Source organism: Microcoleus sp. S13_C3, assembly GCF_036700905.1.
Taxonomy (GTDB): Bacteria; Cyanobacteriota; Cyanobacteriia; order Cyanobacteriales; family Microcoleaceae; genus Microcoleus.
Genome location: NZ_JAUBPT010000001.1, coordinates 54,176 through 75,827, shown reverse-complemented (window position 1 = coordinate 75,827; position 21,652 = coordinate 54,176). Strand labels below are relative to the sequence as shown.

At 47.7% G+C, this 21,652-nt stretch carries 20 protein-coding genes; 14 read left to right on the top strand and 6 right to left on the bottom strand.

Features of this window, described 5'->3' with window-relative positions; translation table 11 throughout:
- Positions 1-19: 19 nt before the first annotated feature.
- The 13 genes from tal (at position 20) to QUA16_RS00250 (ending at position 12,759) form a co-directional block, all read left to right on the top strand.
- Positions 20-1,174, top strand: a complete 1,155-nt coding sequence (gene tal, locus QUA16_RS00310; RefSeq protein WP_333105796.1) for a transaldolase — start codon at positions 20-22, stop codon at positions 1,172-1,174.
- A gap of 401 nt (positions 1,175-1,575) precedes the next feature.
- On the top strand, positions 1,576-2,430 hold the full coding sequence (locus QUA16_RS00305; protein WP_333105795.1) for a hypothetical protein: 855 nt from the start codon (positions 1,576-1,578) through the stop codon (positions 2,428-2,430).
- The gene (gene zwf, locus QUA16_RS00300) at positions 2,431-3,960 is read left to right on the top strand and encodes a glucose-6-phosphate dehydrogenase (protein WP_333105793.1); all 1,530 of its coding nucleotides are present in this window, start codon (positions 2,431-2,433) and stop codon (positions 3,958-3,960) included.
- Between the two features lie 165 nt (positions 3,961-4,125).
- On the top strand, positions 4,126-5,490 hold the full coding sequence (gene opcA, locus QUA16_RS00295; protein ID WP_333105792.1) for a glucose-6-phosphate dehydrogenase assembly protein OpcA: 1,365 nt from the start codon (positions 4,126-4,128) through the stop codon (positions 5,488-5,490).
- 335 nt (positions 5,491-5,825) lie between these two features.
- A complete protein-coding gene (locus QUA16_RS00290; RefSeq protein ID WP_333105791.1) occupies positions 5,826-7,430 on the top strand; it encodes a cobyrinate a,c-diamide synthase in 1,605 nt (534 codons plus the stop codon).
- A gap of 93 nt (positions 7,431-7,523) precedes the next feature.
- Positions 7,524-8,015 carry an ureidoglycolate lyase gene (locus tag QUA16_RS00285; protein WP_333105790.1) on the top strand — a complete coding sequence of 164 codons (492 nt, stop codon included), beginning with the start codon at positions 7,524-7,526 and terminating at the stop codon, positions 8,013-8,015.
- A gap of 183 nt (positions 8,016-8,198) precedes the next feature.
- Entirely contained in the window at positions 8,199-8,537 is a 339-nt protein-coding gene (locus QUA16_RS00280) for a hypothetical protein (protein ID WP_333180959.1), read from the top strand.
- Between the two features lie 20 nt (positions 8,538-8,557).
- Positions 8,558-9,616: a cytosine deaminase gene (codA, locus tag QUA16_RS00275; protein ID WP_333105787.1), complete on the top strand. Its 1,059-nt coding sequence runs from the start codon at positions 8,558-8,560 to the stop codon at positions 9,614-9,616.
- Positions 9,617-9,642: 26 nt separating this feature from the next.
- On the top strand, positions 9,643-9,951 hold the full coding sequence (locus QUA16_RS00270) for a hypothetical protein (protein ID WP_333105786.1): 309 nt from the start codon (positions 9,643-9,645) through the stop codon (positions 9,949-9,951).
- A gap of 11 nt (positions 9,952-9,962) precedes the next feature.
- Positions 9,963-10,415 (top strand): hypothetical protein, encoded by a 453-nt coding sequence (locus tag QUA16_RS00265; protein WP_333105784.1) that lies wholly within the window; start codon positions 9,963-9,965, stop codon positions 10,413-10,415.
- Positions 10,416-10,513: 98 nt separating this feature from the next.
- Entirely contained in the window at positions 10,514-10,975 is a 462-nt protein-coding gene (locus QUA16_RS00260) for a KGK domain-containing protein (RefSeq protein WP_333105783.1), read from the top strand.
- A gap of 119 nt (positions 10,976-11,094) precedes the next feature.
- Positions 11,095-11,271 carry a DUF4089 domain-containing protein gene (locus tag QUA16_RS00255; protein ID WP_333105782.1) on the top strand — a complete coding sequence of 59 codons (177 nt, stop codon included), beginning with the start codon at positions 11,095-11,097 and terminating at the stop codon, positions 11,269-11,271.
- Between the two features lie 24 nt (positions 11,272-11,295).
- Positions 11,296-12,759: an AtzE family amidohydrolase gene (locus QUA16_RS00250; protein WP_333105781.1), complete on the top strand. Its 1,464-nt coding sequence runs from the start codon at positions 11,296-11,298 to the stop codon at positions 12,757-12,759.
- Positions 12,760-12,770: 11 nt separating this feature from the next.
- Here the strand turns inward: QUA16_RS00250 and rpsU are convergent, their stop codons facing one another.
- From rpsU to QUA16_RS00230, 4 genes are all read right to left on the bottom strand, one after another.
- Positions 12,771-12,965, bottom strand: a complete 195-nt coding sequence (gene rpsU, locus QUA16_RS00245) for a 30S ribosomal protein S21 (RefSeq protein WP_006632476.1) — start codon at positions 12,963-12,965, stop codon at positions 12,771-12,773.
- Between the two features lie 194 nt (positions 12,966-13,159).
- Positions 13,160-14,276, bottom strand: a protein-coding gene (gene prfB, locus QUA16_RS00240; RefSeq protein WP_333105779.1) for a peptide chain release factor 2 whose coding sequence is annotated in 2 segments (ribosomal slippage) — positions 13,160-14,203 and positions 14,205-14,276 — 1,116 coding nt in all. Because the reading frame shifts where the segments join, the coding sequence is not laid out codon by codon here.
- Positions 14,277-14,396: 120 nt separating this feature from the next.
- Positions 14,397-15,980, bottom strand: coding sequence for a tetratricopeptide repeat protein (locus QUA16_RS00235; protein ID WP_333105778.1), 1,584 nt, complete (start codon positions 15,978-15,980; stop codon positions 14,397-14,399).
- 243 nt (positions 15,981-16,223) lie between these two features.
- The gene (locus QUA16_RS00230; protein WP_333105777.1) at positions 16,224-16,952 is read right to left on the bottom strand and encodes a Bax inhibitor-1 family protein; all 729 of its coding nucleotides are present in this window, start codon (positions 16,950-16,952) and stop codon (positions 16,224-16,226) included.
- A 579-nt stretch (positions 16,953-17,531) separates the two neighbouring features.
- Here QUA16_RS00230 and QUA16_RS00225 point away from each other — a divergent pair.
- Positions 17,532-17,861, top strand: a complete 330-nt coding sequence (locus QUA16_RS00225) for a PEP-CTERM sorting domain-containing protein (RefSeq protein WP_333105776.1) — start codon at positions 17,532-17,534, stop codon at positions 17,859-17,861.
- A gap of 82 nt (positions 17,862-17,943) precedes the next feature.
- On the opposite strand, the gene bchD is transcribed toward QUA16_RS00225, so the two are convergent.
- Both bchD and QUA16_RS00215 read right to left on the bottom strand, forming a co-directional pair.
- The gene (gene bchD / locus QUA16_RS00220; protein WP_333105775.1) at positions 17,944-20,052 is read right to left on the bottom strand and encodes a magnesium chelatase ATPase subunit D; all 2,109 of its coding nucleotides are present in this window, start codon (positions 20,050-20,052) and stop codon (positions 17,944-17,946) included.
- A gap of 34 nt (positions 20,053-20,086) precedes the next feature.
- Positions 20,087-21,481: a HAMP domain-containing sensor histidine kinase gene (locus tag QUA16_RS00215; RefSeq protein WP_333105773.1), complete on the bottom strand. Its 1,395-nt coding sequence runs from the start codon at positions 21,479-21,481 to the stop codon at positions 20,087-20,089.
- Between the last annotated feature and the right edge of the window lie 171 nt (positions 21,482-21,652).

The following is a 21,652-nucleotide window of genomic DNA, read 5'->3' as shown; positions in this document are numbered from 1 at the left end:
AATTGTAGGAGTTACAGTAATGACACCAACACCAACGAATCACCTGTTAGAAATCAAAGAAATTGGCCAAAGTATCTGGATGGACAATTTGACTCGCGATCTGATCGAGTCCGGCGAACTCAAACAGATGATTGAAAGTCGGGGACTGCGCGGGATTACATCTAATCCGGCTATTTTTGAGAAAGCGATCGCAGGTAATGTGATTTACGACGCGGATATCGAAGCGGGCATCCGGGCGGGTAAATCTGTAATGGAGATTTACGAATCTCTGGTATTTGAAGATATCCGCAACGCTTGCGACATCTTCGCCCCAGTTTACGCAGAGTCGAAGGGTTTGGACGGCTACATTAGCATTGAAGTGCCACCGACGATCGCCAACGACACAGAAAGCACGATTAGCGAAGCCCTGCGCTATTACAAAGCCCTCGGCAAAGAAAACGTGATGATTAAGATTCCGGGAACCGCTGAAGGTTTGCCCGCAGTCGAGCGAGTCATCAGCGAAGGCATTAACGTTAACGTGACTTTGCTATTCTCCGTTGACAGCTACGTCGAAACGTTCTGGGCTTACATTCGCGGTTTGGAAGCGCGGGTGGCTAAAGGTTTGGATGTGAGCAATATTGCTTCTGTTGCCAGTTTCTTCTTGAGCCGGATCGACATCAATATCGATGGCAAGATTGATGAGAAACTCAAAAATGTCACAGATATTTCCACAAAAGCTAGACTGGAAGCGGTGAAGGGGAAAGTGGCGATCGCCAATGCGAAGATAGCTTACCAGAAGTATAAAGAGATCGTAGCGAGCGATCGCTGGCAAGCTTTAGCAGCCAAGGGAGCGAAAGTACAGCGCTTGCTGTGGGCTTCCACCAGCACCAAAAACCCCAACTACAGCGATGTCATGTACGTCGATGAACTAATCGGCCCCGACACCGTTAACACTTTGCCGCCGAACACCGTGGAAGCTTGTTTCGATCACTGCGATGTCGCACCCCGGATTGAGAACAATGTTGCAGAAGCTTACACCCTGATCGAAAGTCTCAAAGATCCCGACATCGACATCAACTTGGACAAAGTGATGGCAGACTTGCTACTCGACGGGATTGATAAATTCGTCACCCCGTTCCAATCCCTGATGGATTCCTTGCAAGAGAAAGTGCAGAAGTTGTCACCCGTCGCTTAGGCAGATATCTGTATCCTTGAAGGCAGAAGCATTTAGGAGTCGGAATAGATAATTGTTTTGGTTCTTGAGTGCTGAGTTTTCCATCCCGAACCGGGAAAATTTGAGACCCATGGGTCTCAAAAATCCGACAAAGGAAAATCAACTATGATTTTGGTTCTTGAGTGCTGAGTTTTCCATCCCGAACCGGGAAAATTTGAGACCCATGGGTCTCAAAAATCCGACAAAGGAAAATCAACTATGATTTTGGCTCTCAAGTGCTGAGTTTTCCATCCCGAACCGGGAAAATTTGAGACCCATGGGTCTCAAAAATCCGACAAAGGAAAATCCAGTCCGTCCTCTAGCAGGAATCTCGCCAGAAGATCCAACTCGAATTCTCCATCTACAACCGCTGAGGAATTGCTATGCCAACTACCAATACCCTACTAGAAAGCGAGTATGCAACAGCCCAACTTGATGTCACCGAACGGGCTAGGCTTGAAGAACTGGAATCCATTGTAGAAAATGGACTTCAGACTTTTTACGAAGTTGGCAAAGCCCTAGATGAAATTCGGGAACAGAAATTATATAGGGAAACCCAAAAAACTTTTGAGGCTTATTGTCAGGATAAGTGGGGCATAGCAAGACGGACAGCAGATCGATTTATAGGGGCAGCACGGGTAATGGAAAATTTGAGACCCATGGGTCTCAAATTTCCAGCCAACGAGCGCCAAGTCCGTCCTCTAACAGGATTATCGCCAGAACTGCAACTCGAAATCTGGCAAGAGGCTGTGGAGTCATCGCCCAATGGTATGCCCACTGGTGCAGCAGTTCAGCGCTTGGTTGAACAGCGATTTCCATCACTAGGCAGCGGGCGAACTGGCAAGGATGATGCTTCAGAATTGGAGAAATTGCGATCGGACAATCAGCGCCTTAGAGAGCAAATCCGACAGCAAAACAGAGAAAGGGATAGGCGTGCTGCTGCTGTGGCGTTGGAGTTGGAGCAACTGCGAGCCGAAAACAGGCAGTTGAAAGCTGAACTGCGACAGCGCGATCGAGATTGGGAAGTGCGACTGGCTGCTGAGAGGATAAAAATTCGTGAAGAAGTGAGGGCGGAACTCAGAGAGGAAATTAAGGCAGAACTCAGGGAGGAAATCAGAGCGGAAGTCAAAGCTGAGTATGAAGGGCAAATTAACTCTCTGACCCAGCAACTAGCAGAAATGACCGCAAACTATCATGGTGTATTGGCAAGACTAACAGCTCTAGAAAAAGGAAAATAAATGGTAACGCTACTTGAAAATCCGTTGCGCGTAGGTTTGCGAAAAGAACGGGTGCCGGAACCACAAATTCTGGTCATCTTCGGAGCTTCTGGGGATCTGACCCAGCGCAAACTGGTACCTGCAATTTATCAGATGAAGCGCGATCGACGCTTGCCACCGGAAACTACCGTCGTGGGAGTAGCCCGCCGCCCTTGGAGTCACGATTACTTCCGAGAGCAAATGCGCGAGGGCATTGAAGAATTTGGCGGCGGCATTGGCAATGAAGAATTTTGGCAAGATTTCGCTCAAGGTTTGTACTACTGTCCGGGCGACATTGACAACCCCGAAAGCTATCAAAAACTCAAAGCTTTCTTAGCCGAACTCGACGAAGACAGGAGAACTCGGGGCAATCACATATTTTATCTGTCGGTTTCCCCGAACTTTTTCCCAGAAGCAATTAGGCAACTGGGCGCGGCTCAAATGCTAGTCGATCCAGTAAAACACCGCTTAGTAATTGAAAAACCCTTCGGCCGCGACTTGAGTTCGGCAAAAGCTCTCAACCGAGTCGTGCAGAAGGTTTGCCAAGAACAGCAAGTTTACCGGATCGACCACTATTTGGGTAAAGAAACTGTTCAGAATTTAATGGTGTTCCGGTTTGCTAACGCGATTTTTGAACCGCTGTGGAACCGGCAATTTGTCGATCACGTACAAATTACAGTTGCAGAAACAGTAGGCGTAGAAGACCGGGCGGGTTACTACGAATCCTCTGGGGCGTTGCGGGATATGCTGCAAAACCACTTGATGCAGATTTTCTGTCTGACGGCGATGGAACCGCCGAACTCGCTCGACGCTGACAGCATCCGCACCGAAAAGATGAAAGTTCTGCAAGCAACTCGCTTGGCAGATTTGCATAACTTGGAGTTCTCAGCGATTCGGGGTCAATATTCCGCAGGTTGGATGAAGGGCAAACCCGTGCCGGGATATCACGATGAACCGGGGGTTGCTCCCAATTCGACAACGCCGACTTTTGTGGCGATGAAGTTTATGATTGACAACTGGCGCTGGCAGGGAGTGCCTTTCTACCTGCGAACCGGCAAGCGGTTGCCGAAAAAAGTTAGCGAAATTGCGATTCAGTTCCGCGAAGTTCCGCTGCTAATCTTTCAGTCCGCGGCCCAACAAACTACTCCTAACGTTTTGACTATGCGCGTGCATCCGAACGAGGGGATTTCGCTAAGGTTCGAGGCGAAAATGCCGGGGCCGGATTTGCGGACGCGGACGGTGGATATGGATTTCAGTTACGGTTCTTCTTTTGGGGTGACATCTTCGGATGCTTACGATCGCCTGTTAATTGATTGTATGCTGGGCGACCAAACTTTGTTTACCCGTTCTGATGAAGTGGAAGAAGCTTGGCGGGTGGTAACGCCGGCGTTGATGGATTGGGAATCCTCCACCGACCCAGATTTGGTTCCTAAATACGAAGCGGGTACTTGGGAACCTGCGGAAGCAGAACTGCTAATTAACAGAGATGGTCGCAAGTGGCGAAGACTTTAAGAGTCATTAGTCAGTGGTCAGTGGTCAGTTGTGAGTGGGCAGTGGGCAGTGGGTAGTGGGCAGTCAACTGAAAACTGAAAACTGAAAACTGAAAACTGACAACTGACAACTGAAAACTGACAACTGACAACTGACAACTGACTAATAAGAAAGGAGAAAAGATTTATGACGATGACACCGATGAAAGCTCCGCCTCTGGTTTCGCTACAAAGTCCTAAAGATGTGTCGATCGACCAAATAGAGGCCGAATTGAGTCAAATCTGGGAAAGTTACAGAGAATCGGGGTCGAAAGGGGATTTTCCGATCGCTACTAGGGCAACAACTTTTACTTTTGTAGTCTACGAACCCGAAGAAACTCAGCGGTTATTAGCGGATCTGGGGTTTTACGACGGGCCGGTGGACGGTATTACCGGGCCGATGACGGCATCTAGCATCAGGGCGGCTCAAAAAGCTTACGGGCTGCCGAGAACTGGCAAACCTAACGCTGAATTGCTGGCGACTTTGCGGGAAGAAGTGGCTCGCAAAAATTCCACAGGCGAGGAGATGGGATCTAGTGGCTTGGGTTCCGGGGGTTCGGGGGTGGCTGATGCGATTGTGGCTGCCAATCCCTGCCGGATTATTGCTCTGTGCCCGACGGCGGGGGAAGATACGGGCGTGCAGGCTCAAGTGGCTGCTTATTGTCCGGTTCACAAGCGCACCACTGGCAATCTGATCTGCTGCGAGTACATTACGCTGCGGGGTACGGAAGCTGCTTTGGAACGGGTGAGCGGCATCGTGACGGCGTTGACTATCGCTGATTTGCCGACGCTGCTGTGGTGGAAGGCGAATCCTGATGCCGATCGAGGTTTGTTCCAGCGGCTGGCGGCAGTTAGCAGTTCTGTGATTGTTGACTCTAGCAGCTTTGCCGAGTGTGAAGCGGAATTGCTGTTGATGCAAAGTCTGATCGAGGAGGGAATTCCGATAGCGGATCTTAATTGGCGTCGGCTAGCCGCGTGGCAGGAGTTGGCTGCTGAGGCTTTTGACGCCCCAGAACGCCGCGCTGCGATTCGGGAAATCGATCGGGTGACGATCGATTACGAACAGGACAATTCTACGCAAGCGCTGATGTATTTGGGTTGGCTGGCGAGTCGGCTTCAGTGGCGTCCGGTTGCTTTCAAACAGGAAGAGGGCGATTACCAAATCAAGCGAATTAAATTCGCCGGGCCCGACGAACGGGTTGTCGAAGCCGAGTTGGCTGCTATTCCTACTGCTGATACGGGCGATGTCGCGGGCGATTTGATTGCTGTGCGTTTGAATTCTACAAACGAAAAGGCTGACTGCGGTACAGTTCTGTGTTCGGAAGCGGGCGGCTGTATGCGGATGGAAACGAAGGGCGGCGCCCAAACCGATCGGTTTAACCAGGTGAGTCCTCTGTTCGATCAGGTGACGGAACAGTTGCTGGGCCAGCACCTCCAGAGTTGGGGCCGAGATGTGCTTTACGAAGAAAGTTTGGCAGTGACGGCTCAAATACTGAAGTTAGCTAAACGGTAAAGAGAAGTTCGGCAACGGATTGTGTAACGGATGTAACGGATGTAACGGATGGATGGAATCAGGAGAAAGGAGAAAGGAATAAGCAAGACGGATTGAGTTAATATTCAGTGGGGCAGGCAATGTCTGCCCTACTTTTTTAGGAGTTGTGAATTTTAAGTTAGGAGTTTTGAATTAATCCTGTTATTTAACTCAAAACTCTAAATTACTTCCCAAAAGCCACTAAATTACCTCTCTTCTTCTCATTCTTCCTTCGCGCCCTAGCGCTTACGCGCGGCTTCGCCTAACGCGTCTTCGCGGTTCGTTAAATATGTATTTTTTGTGAATAACCTAGAACTATGGCTTTAGTAATTGCTGGCGAACGCAGCGGTGCGGGAAAGACTACTGTAACGATCGCCCTTTTAGCTTATTTAATCCGTCGCGGCTTGAATGTTCAATCTTTTAAGGTAGGCCCGGATTACATTGACCCCATGTTTCATGCTTTTGTTACTGGTCGCCCCTGTCGGAATTTAGACCCGGTATTAACGTCTGAATCTTATGTAAAAAAGTGTTTTTCTCGTCAGATTCAAGATGTTGATTATGCCTTAGTTGAAGGTGTAATGGGGCTATTTGATGGTGTTTCTCGGAAGAAAGAAGAAGAAAGTTCGGCAACGGATTTCGTAACGGATGTAACGGATGTAACCGATAGAAGTTCGGCAACGATTGTACCAGATGTAAAGGATTTAACGGATTTAAGGAAGCCAGTAGGAAAACAACACTATTCTATTTCCTTTGCTTCTACGGCTCATGTGGCTTATTTGCTGAATTTGCCGGTATTGTTTGTGATAGATTGCAGCAGGCTCTCTGGTTCTGTGGCTGCGATCGCCCACGGTTTTCGTTCTTTTAACCCTGACCTTAAATTCGCTGGTTTGGTGCTGAATCGGGTGGCAAGCGATCGACATTTGGAACTGCTTCAGGATGCTCTCAAACCGCTCAATTTACCTATTTTGGGGGTTTTGCGTAGGGATGAGGCTGTTACTATTCCCGATCGACATTTGGGGCTGATTCCTGCTGAGGAGTTGCCGAATCTTCATGCTGCGATCGATAAACTGGCTGATTTGGCTGCTGTTAGTTTTGACTGGGAGCAACTTTTGCCTTTGTTGGCTGCAACTCGAAATGAGGGGGGTGAGGGGTCTGAGCAACTTTCTGGTAGGCACAGTCTGCCTTCGGGAATTATAACTCAAAAAGATGATGTTGTCAACTCTTTGGGAAAACAATTTGGAGTGAGGATTGCAGTTGCGCGCGATCGGGCTTTTAATTTTTACTATCAGGACAATCTTGATTTGTTGGAAGAGTTGGGTGCCCAGTTGGTATTCTGGAGTCCCCTTGATGACTCGGTTTTTCCTGACAATGTGCAAGGGTTATATTTTGGTGGTGGTTTTCCCGAAGTGTTTGCTCAAAAATTGAGCGGTAATGTTTTAATTCGGGATGCGGTAAGAAAGGCGATTTTTTCGGGAATGCCGACTTATGCGGAGTGCGGCGGTTTGATGTATTTGTGTGATTCTATTGTAGACTTCGATGGCAATTCTTGGCCAGGGGTGGGAGTGTTGGAAACTGCTGCTGCGATGGGAAAGCGTTTGACGCTGGGATACCGAGAAGCTGTGGCTGTGAGGGATAGTTCGGTGTTAACTGCTTTTGATGAGGTTTGGGGACATGAGTTTCATCGATCGCATTTAACTGTTGAACCGAGTAATCCAGTTTATCACAGTTGGAGGTATGGGAAGCGGGGGGAGGTTGAGGCGGTTGCTGAAGGTTGGGGAGTTTGTCAGGTGCACGCTTCTTATTTGCATTTGCATTGGGGTGCTCGGCCTGATATTCCGGCTCGTTTTTTGCAGCAGTGTGCTGATTTTGATTGTAAGGGTGTTTTGGGCGATCGAGAAAGGGAACTAGATTTTTTTATTTAATTAACCGCAGAGGACGCAGAGGGCACAGAGAAGAGAAGAGGAGTTACTGTATTAGAATGTTGATGACGAATTAAGCTAGGGGTGTTGGGATTTATGAGCGAATCAATTTCGACTAAGCAGTTGTTTGCCCAATGGGTGACACGGGAGAATTTTCGGAGTTACGGTCAAGTTATCTTTACGGCTGTTGATGGCAAGTCTTTCGATGCTGAGGATGCTCAGTTAAATTTGCAAAATGGTGTTCCTAGATTTTACATTATGCGACTCCATAAGGAAGGTCGCAAGTTTCGCAAAATTACGCGGCACGTTCAATGTACTCAGTGTTTGGGTTCTTTGGAGGGGAAGGATTGGTTGATGGCGGTTGCGCCTCCTGGGGATAGCGATAAACCGAGTTTAGAGGATATGGCTGCTTTTCGGATTCCGGGCAATTGTTTTATTAAGTTAGATGTGGGGACTTGGCACGCTGGGCCGTATTTTGATGCGGATTTTGTTGATTTTTACAATCTGGAATTGAGCGATACTAATGTGGTTGACCATTTTACTTTTGATTTTGTGAAAAATCACTATCTGGAGTTTGAGATTGTCTGATTTGGTGATTATGGTTATAGGTTGGTTTTTTGAGTAAGATTTTTTAACCGCAGAGGGCGCAGAGGACGCAGAGGGGGAGAAGGAGGGGGTTCGCAAGTGATTGGGGAATTTTTTTTGTCTCACTAGGCCCAATCGCAACTAGGAAGGATAAAGTTTACAAGTATTAAAATAGCTGCAATTGTCATGCCTGAGCAAAAGTATAGCATGGTTCTGCGCGAATGTCGTTTGTTAGGTGCGGGCGATCGCCCAACGGTTGATATTGCTATCGAGGATGACCAAATAGTCGCCGTTTCGCCTCGGATATCAGAACTTGGCGAACGCGAAATCGACATTCAAGGCAATTTAGTTAGTCCTCCTTTTGTGGAGTCGCACATTCATCTCGATTCGGCTTTGACTGAAAGCATCCAGGATACAAGCCCCCGGATTCATCGGTGGAGAAATAAAAAACCTGTATCCGATGAAACTTGCCGAACGTATTTATCTCGCGCAAGTCAATGCTTCAGTCTAAAATCTAAAATCTAAAATCTAAAATCTAAAATCGATTGACTGCGGGGGAACCGCGATGGAATCAAAGCGGCACTTTGTTCGAGGGAATTCAAATTTGGCGGGAACGAAAGCAATGTTTAACTCTGGATGATGTCAAAAAACGGGCTGTTGAAACTTTAAGGCTACAAGCGTCTCAAGGGATTTTGTTTGTCAGGAGTCACGCTGATGTTAGCGAACCGACGCTGACTGCTTTGCAAGGACTTTTGGAAGTTCGTGAACAAGTCAAAGATTGGATGACTCTGCAAGTTGTGGCTTTTCCCCAAGATGGGATTTACGGAAGTCCAGAAAATGACAAACTTTTAGAGAAATCTCTGGATATGGGTGCGGATGCTGTGGGCGGGATTCCGCATTATGAGTTGACGCGGGAAGATGGGGTGAAGTCGGTTGAACGAATTTTTGAACTTGCTGAAAAATACAAGAGATTAATAGATGTTCACTGCGATGAAATCGATGATGAACAGTCGAGATTTTTGGAGGTTGTAGCGGCTTGTGCGATTAGAAGCGGGGCTGGTTCGCGGGTGACAGCTAGCCACACGACGGCTTTCGGTTCTTACAACAATGCTTATGCTTTTAAGCTGATGGGAAGTTTGGCAAAATCGGGAATTAATTTTATTGCCAATCCTTTAATTAATATCACTCTGCAAGGCCGCGCTGATACTTATCCCAAACGCCGTGGGGTGACGCGAGTTAAGGAGTTGTGGCAGCAGGGATTGAATGTGAGTTTTGGTCACGACTGCGTGCAAGATCCTTGGTATAGTTTAGGTACGGGAAATATGTTGGATGTCGCTCATATGGCGGTTCATGTTTGTCAGATGACGGGAATGGCTGAAATTGCAGCTTGTTTTAATATGGTGACTGTCAATGGTGCTAAAACTCTCAATCTGGGAGATGATAATTATGGTATAGAGGCGGGGAAACCTGCAAATTTGATTGTGTTGGATGCTGAGGATTGTTATGATGCTATTAGGAGGCGCGCTGCAGTTCGGTATGTGATTTCGCGGGGTAAGTTGTTGGCGGAAACAGTACCTGCTAAAATTAGTTTTTATGGTATTTGACAAACAATATTTGAAGCTGTTAAATTGTGAATCAAGGTGCTATTCCCGATGAGAGTCCGAGAAATTTGCAGGAGCAACTGCTACTGCAAGATGCTAAAGCTAGCGTCGGCAAACGAATTCTAGGCAGTGCAGATAAGCCGTTGGGAGATGCTCCCCGATTGGTCGCTAATTACGGGGGCAAAGTCGGTGATTGGGTTAAAATGGTTAGTTCCCAAACCGCAGTAATTGAGGGAGCAGTTGTTGAAGTACATTGGTTCAGAAATAACGAGACTGCCCAAACTGTTGAGTTTAAATTCAAACGTACATATCCTAAAACTACACTAAAAAATCTGTAGTTATAAAAAACATGAAAATTCGCTGTATTGCCAATACAGGTAATGCTCTCCCTGAAAGTTACCTCAAGCCTGAGTTCTATTTTACGAAAGAAGTGGAATTTCCGCTAACGCTTGGCAAAGAATATGTTGTCTACGCTCTTTACCAATCGCAGGGTAATGTTTGGTACTATATCTGTGACGATAACTACACCTATTATCCCATGCAGAATCCTGCACCGCTGTTTGAGGTGGTTGATAGTAGAGTTTCTAAGTATTGGCGGTTTGAACTAGCACCTAATGGGCGGTTAGAGATTGCTTTTGAGCAGTGGTTTACTGACCCTTATTTTTATGATAAACTGACCGACCAGGAAGAGACGGAGGTTGAGATTTTTGAGAAGGTTAAGGAATTAATGGATGCTGAGGATTTTGCTTTGCCTCCGCTGGATGTTGCCGTTGAGAAGTTGCGGGAAACTGTTAGTGTTTGAGTGGAAAAGTGCGAGAGTCAATTTATTTTCTTAACTAGCTTGACTCAGATCGCTTCAAATGGTATCAAATAGGAATTAGCAGAATTTTGTGAAATAAAATGAACAAAAAAAATGAAATCAATAGAAGCTATGAGATACTAGATGGCGATGATGATGTTTTGTTATTGGGAAAAGCTACTTTTACGGTGGGGAGGTTTAAAGAGCTAGTCGCTAGGAAGTTTGATTATATACTATTTTCTATCGAGGCAGCAGAAAAGGAATCTCGCAAGAAATCCATATATTATTGGATGCAATCTCTGTCGATTAACGAAGAAACAACTATTCAGACAGGGGAGATAAACTGGAGTTCCACTCAAGAAGGAATCGATTGTCAAATTCTCAAGATTGGTGCCAAAGGTTGGCAAAAAGGAAAGCTTAAAATAGAAGTTAATAGAAGTTTCCAGTCTGGGGAACCGCAGACATCTATAAAGTTTTGTCCTGATGAACCACTAGAGCAAAAATCGCCTCTAGATGATATCAGACAATCCGAGGAATACAAAAAACTGAGCAATAATAACTGACGGCCCGATCGCGATTACAATACAATAATCGATCGCACCTATATCTGAACCTTAGATTTTCAACCGCAGATGAGGGCAGATATACGCGGATGTACGCTGATGTTGTTTGGGAGGGACTAATGATACATATAGAAGAATATGTTGATCGCACGGCCGAACTGATAAACTTACCCTTAGACCAGGAACACCGCCCCGGTGTTGTGGTAAACTTCGAGAGGATAGCTGCGATCGCCCAACTCGTTACTGAATTCCCTTTACCTCAAGCAATCGAAGCTGCGCCCGTGTTTGAACCTTAGATTTTTAACCGCAGATGAGGGCAGATGAACGCAGAGGAACGCAGATGTTTTTTAGATAAGGCGGATGCGGTTGCTACGGCAGCGGCTGTTAAATGTGGTAAGGTTACGGCTACAGAGGCGGTAAGTGCTGCTTTGGAACGGATTGCTGTTAAGGATAAAGCTTTTAATTGCTTTACTGCAATCACAGCATCAAGCGCACTCGCAGCAGCCGAAAATATAGATAATTCCATAGCAAATAACCAAAACCCAGGCCCTTTAGCAGGCGTTCCCTTCGCAGTCAAAAACCTGTTCGAAATCGGCGGAATTACTACTCTAGCTGGGTCAAAAATCAACGCTGACAATCCTCCGGCTACCCAGGACGCGGCAGTGGTCGCCCGACTCAAACAAGCTGGGGCTGTACTCGTAGGTACGCTCAACATGGATGAGTACGCCTACGGTTTCGTCACGGAAAACAGCCACTACGGGCCCACTCGCAATCCCCACGATACTACGCGCATCGCTGGCGGTTCCAGCGGCGGTTCCGCAGCAGCAGTCGCCGCCGGTTTTGTACCCATCACTCTCGGTTCTGATACTAACGGTTCCATCCGCGTACCGGCTGCTTTGTGCGGTGTCTTTGGGTTTAAGCCTACTTACGGCCGTTTGTCCAGGGCTGGCGCTTATTTATTTTCGAGTAGTTTGGATTGTGTGGGGCCGTTTGGGCGATCGATCAGAGATATGGCGCTGCTGTACGATATCCTGCAAGGCCCTGATTCTCGTGACCCAGTTTGCACTCAACGCCCGCCTGAACTTTGTTCGCCGCAGTTAAATCAAGGCATCGAAGGATTGCGAATTGCTGTTGCTGACGGGTATTTCGCCACAGGGGCCGAACCGGAAGCAATGGATGCTGTAGAAATAGTTGCTAAAGCCTTGACAAATGTCTTGGATTGTGGTATAAGCACAGAAAAAACAACAAACCCCCCAAAAATAGGGGGGCTTGCGACTGTCAGCATACCGGAATCCGATCGCGCCCGGGCTGCGGCATTTATCATTACCGCCTGCGAGGGCGGAAACTTGCATTTGGATAATTTACGATCGCGCCCTCAAGACTTCGATCCCGCCACGCGCGATCGCTTTTTAGCGGGAACCCTGATCCCTGCGACTTGGTACTTGCAAGCGCAGAGATTCAGACAGTGGTACCGCGATCAAATTCGCGAAATATTCCAACACACAGACATCATCCTCGCACCCGCCACCCCGATAGCTGCCCCTGAAATTGGCGTCGAGAAAATGGTAATAGCCGGACAAGAAATCTTAGTGCGTCCCAATCTCGGACTGTTCACCCAACCCCTATCATTTATTGGCTTGCCCGTTCTTTGCGTGCCAGTACAGCGGCCCGGCGCTTTGCCCTTGGGGGTACAAATTATTGGTGTTCCCTACAGCGAAGCGGTGATTCTCCGAGTCGCTGCGGTACTAGAATCGCAAGGCATTATATCTGCCGAATCAATTTAGTGCTAATAATTCTAGGGTTTGTTGTTGCGGTGGAAGCGTCTCTTAGTCCTTCTGGCAATAGCTTTGCGCTTCTGCTTTTCCAACGGGGTTTCAAAGTGGCGGTGCTTTCTCATGTCGGGGAAAATGCCCGCTTTAGAAACTTGTCGCTTAAACCGTCGCAGGGCTGACTCAATCCCTTCATTTTCGCCTATTACAACTTGGGTCATTATTTCTCCTTTTGTTCGGTAGATCAAGTTTTATCATATCAAGCTTTTTGGCCGCGCGACCTGTTGAAGGTCGGGCGATCGACCAAAACCCAAAAATCATACCAGAAAATTGGTTCGTAGTGAGGAATGCAAGTCCTGCTTTTTTGCGGACTGAAGTCCTCATTGACTACTGACTACTGACTACTGTCAATTGACTACTGACTACTGACCAACTGATTTTCCTGGCGCAGGTAAGCTTGAATAAACGGCTCTAATTCGCCGTTCATCACATCTTCGATGGCGGTTGTTTCCACTCCAGTACGCAAATCCTTGACCATTTGGTATGGGTGAAAAACATAATTGCGAATTTGGTTGCCCCAAGCTGCCTCTACCATGTCGCCGCGAATCTCGGCAATTTCCGAAGCCCGCTGTTCCTTAGCAACCACCAACAGTCTAGCCTTGAGTAATGCCAGAGCTTTTTCCTTATTTTGCAACTGACTGCGTTCTTCGGTGCAGCGGACAGCCAAACCGGTAGGAAGGTGCACGATGCGGACTGCGGTTTCCACCTTGTTAACATTTTGCCCGCCCTTGCCGCCAGCGCGGGAGGTCGTGATTTCCAAATCTTTTTCTGGAATGTCCAACTTGACGGATCGATCGAGAATTGGCATCACTTCGACGCCCGCAAAACTGGTTTGACGCTTGTCGTTAGCATTAAAAGGCGAAATTCTGACCAAGCGGTGAGTGCCTTTTTCCGATCGCATATAACCGTAAGCGTAGCGGCCGACAATTTCCAAAGAAGCCGATTTAACACCTGCTTCCTCTCCCTGGGAAATTTCCATTAAATGTACTTTGTAACCTTGACTTTCCGCCCAGCGGGTATACATCCGCAGCAGCATTTCGGCCCAATCTTGAGCATCTGTGCCGCCGGCCCCGGCGTTAATTGTCAAAACGGCGCCGCCTTCGTCGTAGGGCCCCGATAGTAATTGTTGCAGTTCCCACTGGTCGAGTTCGCGGGTTAACTGAGAAAGACTCGATGAGGCTTCTTGGAACAGGGACTCGTCGGCTTCTAACTCCAGCAGTTCTAAAATAGCTTTAGCATCTTCCAAGCTAGTTTGCCAGCCGCGATATTGGTCTAAATGAGATTTGAAGTCATTAAGTTCTTGGAGGGTTTCTTGAGCTCGATCTTGGTCTTCCCAAAATGCTGGTTGGGCGCAGATTTGCTCTAAGTCTTGAATTTTGGCTGTGAGTGCGGGGATGTCAAAGATAGTCCTGGGTTGCACCCAGTCGATCGGACAATGTTTCGATATTGTGTTTGATGTCTAGAACTTCCACTGTTAGTTCTCCGGCGTTGTGGGGTGTATTTTTGAGTTTAGCTGAAATTTTGACATTTCAGCAACTAATCCGTGTATCCGTGTCCAAATCCGTGTCCAAACCCGTGTCGTGCCTTCCTTCTTATATATACTGCGAACCTGTTGAATTGAAAGTTTTGCCGCATTCGTGAGCGCATACGTCCAACCTTTTAGAACAGGAAAAACTTTTTGTGAGGTCTTCGCGAAACCAATCTCTGGCGATCGCATCTTTCACCGATTGAGTTCTGAGAGAATTAAAACCATTTCCGTACTTTTCAATTAAAGCCAGCATTTGCGGTCTGTAAGTGTGGTTATAAACAGCGTATTTAGTATGGCTTACCCAACAGCAAGGCCAGAGTTCCGCTTCAAAACTGATGAAAATGTCTTTGCTAGCTTGAGTTTGACAGCTAATTTCTACATTTCGGTAGTAATTGTTTAGGCTACCAAATGTTTCTACAGCTTGGAGAAATTTGTCTCCCTGGGGATTTTTATATTGTTCCAACGATGGGGGTTGGAGTTCTTCGGTGGCTGGCTTTGATGGGACAGAAGGAGTTGGTTCTGGTGTTTGAGATGTTTCGATAGCTATGGCTTGATACCAAGCATAATTGGCTTTTTCTGGTTGCCCCAACTGCGTCAACACTTTAGCTAAATTGCGATAAGCTCCGGCAAAATTGGGTTTAAGCTCGATCGCCTTTTGGTAATAAGCACTAGCGGGCTGCCACTGTTGCTGTTGAGCATAAAGACTGCCGACATTAGCATAAACTTCGGGAAAATTAGGCTGAATTTTAAGTGCCTTGGCGTAACAATCTGCTGCTGCTTGCATCTTCCCCAAACCTTGAACAGCATTGCCTAAAGTTTTCCAGGCTGCGGCAAAATTAGGTTGAATTTTTAGGGCTTGTTGGCTGGCTGCGATCGCCTCTGAGAGCTGTCCTTGTCTCAAACAGTCCTCAGCTTGTTTGTGCAACCCAACAGCGGTCTGTGTTTGATTTTGAGGGGCTGATACATTAGCTGTTGCTGGTTGGTTTTGGCGATCGCTATTAGCCTCTACCTGAGAGTTTTCTGCCTTCTGGGGCTGTTGATTTGCGGACTCTTTGTCATAAATCTCTTTCGCCACAAAACGAGAGGTTGCTTTCGGTACAAACTCGACAAATCCTAGTTGTTGGGCTAAAACCCGCGCTGCTTCTACTTGGTGCTGGTTGTGTTCAAAAATCAAGTAGTGCCAGACAGCTTTTCCGCCAGCTTGGATGAAGGCATTAACCGACTGCATTATTCTATCCCAGTTGGTATTTTTGCGGTAAATGCTGTTAGTATCGGCCAAGCCGTCGATACTAAAAGTTACGCTGTCGTTTTCTCCTGTCATCGCCTTTGCCAGGGCTTGCCACCAGTCGGGATTGCGTCCGCTACCATTAGTATAAAGCCCGATTTGAGGAACTCCCATGCGATGCCAATATTCGATCGCCGGAATTGTGGTATTGCTAGTCATAGCATCGCCGTAGTTGCCGCACATATACACCAAATCCAACTGAGAGCAAAACTCTTGTGGGAAAATTCTCTCAATATCCTCCATCTTTAATTCTGCCCCCGGCAAAATCGGGTTGTCGGTGCGGGGACACTGGGGACAAGCTGCATTGCACCTGGAGGTAATTTCTACGCTGACTCTCCTGATATCTTCATATTTTAAGTACATGAGTTTTCTCCCATTAATTTGTGATTAATATTGAAATCGCGATCGACAGAATTAGATAACAAGACCTTGGATAGAGTGATTAAAAAGTAAAATTATACCTCATGCCTGTCGCCTGTGGACATGATATAAGTTTTGTTGATAATACCAAGAGGATGCGATGACGACTATCTTGGTTGCAAATCTTAATCAAAAACCGCGGCTCGATCGACATCGAGCCGCGGTTTTTTTAAGCTAAAGTTTCACTTAATCGCGGCCGTTGAGAGCAATCAGCAGGCGCAGAATAAAGATGAACAAGTTGATGTAGGTCAAGTACATCGACAGAGCAGCGGGCAAATACTGGTCGTCGCGGTAGGTGCGGGGTAATATGTAAAAATCGACGATCGCAGCACCGGCAAATATAAACACGCCGATGCCAGAAATGCCAATTTCCAACCAGGTTGGGGTGTAGACGCCAAAGAGAGAGAGCAGAAACTGACCGCCAACGACGACTAACAAAGCAATCACACCTAAACTGATTGTTTTGGTGAGGGCCATGCCGTCTTGTTCAGAAAGGTTGGAGCCAATTTGGCGGGCGGCAATAAAGGTAATGCCGCAGCCGAGGGCTGCAAAAGCGATGCCGGAGATGCCGACGCCTTGGGTTCTGAGGGCTGTAAATACCAATCCGCTGAGGGTGTAGCCGGAAAGCAGGCTGTATGTTGCCAGCAGGGGTAAAGCGGTGTTTTTGTTGCCTTGTTCGGCGGCCCCACGGGCGACGAAGAATAGAATTAATTCTACGACGATCGCAGCGATGAATGTGGGAAAAAAGATCCCGGGATAGTTACGAATCACTCCGAGGCCGCCGTAGGTGCCGACAGCAGTTAAGACAAGTCCGCCGCCCACGAAGGGGAGAGCGTTGGAGATGACGTTGGGGCCTACCAGCGCGTGGTTTTTGGCCTCGCGCACGGCTTCGCGGAAATTGCTAGTGTTACTCACGAGGATTTACCTAATGTTGGCTGAGAATTGCTATCTATCATTTTGACAGCTTTACACTTTGTTTGCAAAACCTGAAAGAGTTTAAAGATTTGATAAAGAAGGGGGGTGAAATCACTCCCAAGCAGGGATCGATTGTTTATAATCGACTGCGTACAGGTCTGTGCCGTGTCGCTGTCTCGCACCGTTGCGCGTCGCGGCAAAGCTATAATTGAGGTTAAAGGGCCGGCGCTATCTGCGGCCAGGGGCCAGCTTAAAGTCTATCAGATCGCAGATAGCTGAAGTCAATCAATTTTGGATTGGGGATTTACGATTGGAGATTAAGGAGTATATGCTAGAGACAGGGGCCACAGTTGATTTTAGGTTTTTGATTTGCGACTTAGTTGAAACTAGGGGCCAGAAACTTCAAAAATCTAAAATCTAAAATCTAAAATCTAAAATCTAAAATCTAAAATCTAAAATCTAAAATCTAAAATCTAAAATCGGTTCCGTTAATGGCTAAGGTAGCTTAGACAGAGGATACCAGGAAAATTAATGAATAGATCGAGTTCTATCGACAAACTGCTAAATAGGTAATGTCCAATGACCACATTTTTTGAGCGCAAATTATTGCCACCTACAGCCGGGATTTTATTGGCTGCCGCCGCCGTTATCTCCGGCGGTCAAGCTGCCGTTGCAGCTAATTTCCGAGCCGTTTATACCGCTACTTCAGGGCAGGGTTCAGAATATTTGCTGCTGGCCCAGAATAGCGGTCAACTCCCCCAAGGTACAAATTCTTCCAGCCAGAACCAGGCAACGCCAAGCCGGGAGTCTCTCCCCGCCAGAATTCCTGAGCCTTCGACGGTGGTAGGGTTGGGTTTAGTTGCGGGTTCGCTGGCGCTGACTCGCCGGAGAGTGAGAGTTAAAAATTAGACTTTGGGCAAAAAGTCTAATTTTGGGATTTTTAACCGCAGATAAACGCGGATAAACGCAGATAAATCCGGGTATCAGGATTTTAGCCGATCGCGTCGCGCAGAGCATTTTTAGTCATAGCTGCGATCGACTGTTCGGTAGCTTTCGGCAAGTGATAGTATTTCCCTCCAGAAGTCTTGGCCAATTCCTTCGCAAAGCCAGTCGAAATAAACTTGCTCTCGGTATCAATCACCAGCAACTGCATTCCCAACCCACGAATTTTGGCAGCAATTTCTAACAATTCCTTTTTAATATCAGGCTTTTCTCCCTCTACAATCGGTTCGCCCAAAGAACGAGCCAAAGGAATATTGCCGCGTCCGTCAGTAATGGCGACAATCGCAACTTGACCGATATCTCCCGACTGCCGCGCGTTGACTCCCACCCGCACTGCTTGAGTCAAACCGTGGGCCAGGGGGGAACCGCCACCGCAGGGCAAACGTTCCAAACGCTTGCGGGCCAAGGCTATGGAGCGAGTGGGCGGTAGCAGCACTTCTGCTTGTTCTCCGCGAAAGGGAATGAGAGCAACTTGGTCGCGGCTTTGATAAGCTTCTGTGAGTAGCTGCATGACTGCACCTTTGGCCGACTGCATTCGGTTGAGGGCCATCGAACCGGAGGCATCGACGACAAATACGACTAAAGCTCCAGCTTTTCTGGCCAAGCGCTTCGCCCGAATGTCTCCCTGTTCCACAAATACACGCTTCTCTCGATTTGTGATTGAGCCGGCGGTGGATTCCTGGTCTGAATTCCTGTCGCGGCGGGCTTTTTGGTAAGGTGCGGCGGCTCGGAGGGTAGCGTCAACGGCGATGCGGCGGACGGGGCCTTTGGGTAAGACTGGCTTGACGTAACGGCCTCTATCTTCGGAGAAAATGGTGCTGCGGCTGCCCGATTTGCCTTGTTTGTTGGCGGATTGTTGGGCGAATAAAAGCACGCTGGGGTCGAGAATTACGCCTTCGGGGTCGAAGAGAAATTCTTCGGGAATGGTATCTTTTTCTGGTTCTTCTTCAGGTTCCGGGTTGTCTTCATCCTCTTGGTCTTCTTCGTCTTCTTGCTCGTTTTCTGGTTCGTCTTGTTCTTGTTCTGACTGCTTTTGGGGTGGTGGTGGGGGGGGAGGAGGAGGAGAGTTTTCGTCTGGGGGAGTTTGGATGATGGTGGCGCGGGGTACGATGACTAATTCTACGGCGCGGCGCAGGTCTTCGGCGTTAACTTCTGTGCGTCCTTCGATGGCGGCGGCGGCTTTGGCGACGCGGACTGCGAATATTTCGGCGCGGTGTCCTTGAACGCCACCCCGGATGGCTTCTTCTACTAGGTAGGCAATTTGTTCGCGTTTAATGCTGACATCTTTGAGCCATTCTCTGGCTAGGATGATTTGGGTTTTGAGGTTGTCGGTGTCTTCGGCGTATTGATTGAGAAATTCTTGGGGGGAGCGGGAGTAGGATAAAGCTTGTTCTACTGCATAGACTCTTTCTTCTAGTTCGAGTGCTGCGTCGGCTGAAAGTACGATCGCGATGCGATCGAGCAAATGTTCTCTCAGCGGCCCTTCTTCGGGGTTGTATGTGGCGATAAATAGAGGTTTGCAGGGGTGTTGGAAGCTAATGCCTTCGCGCTCTATTTGGTTGCGTCCTTCGGTTAATACTGTTAGCAATTGGTTGGAAATGTTGTCGTCGAGGAGGTTAATTTCGTCTACATAAAGTACGCCTCGATTTGCTTGGGCTAAGAGTCCGGGTTGAAATACGGTTTGGCCGAATTTTACTGATTGTTCGACATCGACGGAACCTAAGAGTCTGTCTTCGGTGACACCCAAAGGAATTTGAATGAATGGTGTGGGAATTATTTCAGTAGTTAAGGAATTCGTATCGGTGGTGTGGGTATCTTGCCCGCCATTTTCTGGTAACAACCCTGATGCCTGTTCGGCAATAATTTCATTAGGTTCGGCGTTGCAAAAAGAATCTTTAACAATTTCAATGGGTGGCAGTAAGGAGTGCAAGGCGCGGGCCATTACTGATTTTGCTGTGCCGCGGCGGCCTGCGATCGCAACTCCTCCCAATCCAGGATCGACTGCTGCTAACAGCAGGGCTAATTTGATTGCTTCTTGCCCGACTACGGCGGTGAGGGGAAAGGCTGTGGTGGAAGGGCTAAGGTTGGCTGCGGGCATAGGATTTTCGGATGTAAAAATTTGAACTTAATGTTTAGCTTACTTCTTGGAGTATTTTAACTTCTTGCGGCAGAATCACGGTAAAAGTTGAGCCGACTCCTATTTCTGATACTAACTCGATTTTGCCTTGCAGCAGCGAGACGAGCCGCGATACTATTGCTAATCCCAGGCCAGTGCTTTCGGTGGGAAAGAGCTGTTTGCCGGCTTCTCCTGCTTGAAAGAAGGGGTCAAAGATGCGCTTTGTATCTTCGGGGGCGATGCCGATGCCGGTATCTGTAATTGCGATCGCCCAATTTCCTTCTCCAGCAGGGCGGCAACTTAATTCAATGCTACCAGATTCTGTATAGCGAATGGCATTGCTCAACAGGTTGATCAGAATTTGTTGCAGCCGCCCAGAGTCGGAGATTACTTGTGTTGGGCCGCAGTCGCTGGTAACAGCGAGCTTTAATCCTTTAGCATCAGCAATTGGCTGCATTATCTCTACTACGGTGTTAATTACAGATTGTACATTAGTTCGCTGCAGGTTAAGTTTAATTTTTCCGGCATTGGCACGAGAAAGTTCTAGTGTGTCATTAATCATGCGAAGCAACTGTCTGCCGTTACGCAATACTCGCTCGATGTGTTCGATGCCGGGGAGGGTATCTTTGATTTCAGATTGCCATTTTTCTTGGCGCAAAAACAGTTCGGAATAACCAATAATGGAGTTGAGAGGAGTTTTGAGTTCGTGAGCTAAATGGTAGACGTTTTCTTGATTGACGCTGACGAGGCGATTGAGCTCTTGATTGGTGAGTGTTAACTGAGTTTGGATTTGGTGAAGTTCCCGCATCCTCTGATCGACGTAGCTATTGAAACACTGGGCAATTGCTTCGTCTAGTACGGCATCTATCAGCCGAAAAGCTCTGAATACGTCTGCGACGCTTCCTGCTAGCAATTCGGCTTCTAAGTGGGAGAATATTACTTGACGCAATAAATGGTATTCGCGGGCTACTTCTGCGGCGTCGTAGCCTTGTTCGGCTCTGAGAAATCCGTGATCTAAACTGGCTTCAATTATTAGTTTTATTTCGCTGTTTTGATATTGGGAAAGCACTGTGACCATCGCCGCCAGCAAGTGAGGTATGTGATTTTCGATTGCTGAGTGCGGTAAGGCGTCAGCGCTTTCAATTTTCCGATCCTGACGAACTGCTTCAATCCAGTTTTTGACGATTGTATCGGTTTTGTCGGCGAGCACTTGGCTGTAGTCCATGATGTCTGCGTGGGGGGTGAGTTTGGCAGAGATTGCCCATGCTTCATTGTAGTTGAGCGATCGCCCGATCGCCATATCAAACTTCGGGCGATCGCGACCCTGCCAAAAGAAGTAGTTTTGAGGTAATTTTTTGCCGGGGCCGGATCTCTCTTGATGAGTAGAGCCTATAGCCTTTCGATCTCTCATATGAGGTACTCCTGGGCATAGGGCATAGGGCATAGGGCATAGGGCATAGGGCATAGGGCATAGGGCATAGGGCATAGGGCATAGGGCATACCTCACCACGCTTGAGAACCGCTATAGCTTGTTGCTGCAAAAATCAGCACTTGAATTTATTGACAGAAGAGCCAGAAAGTA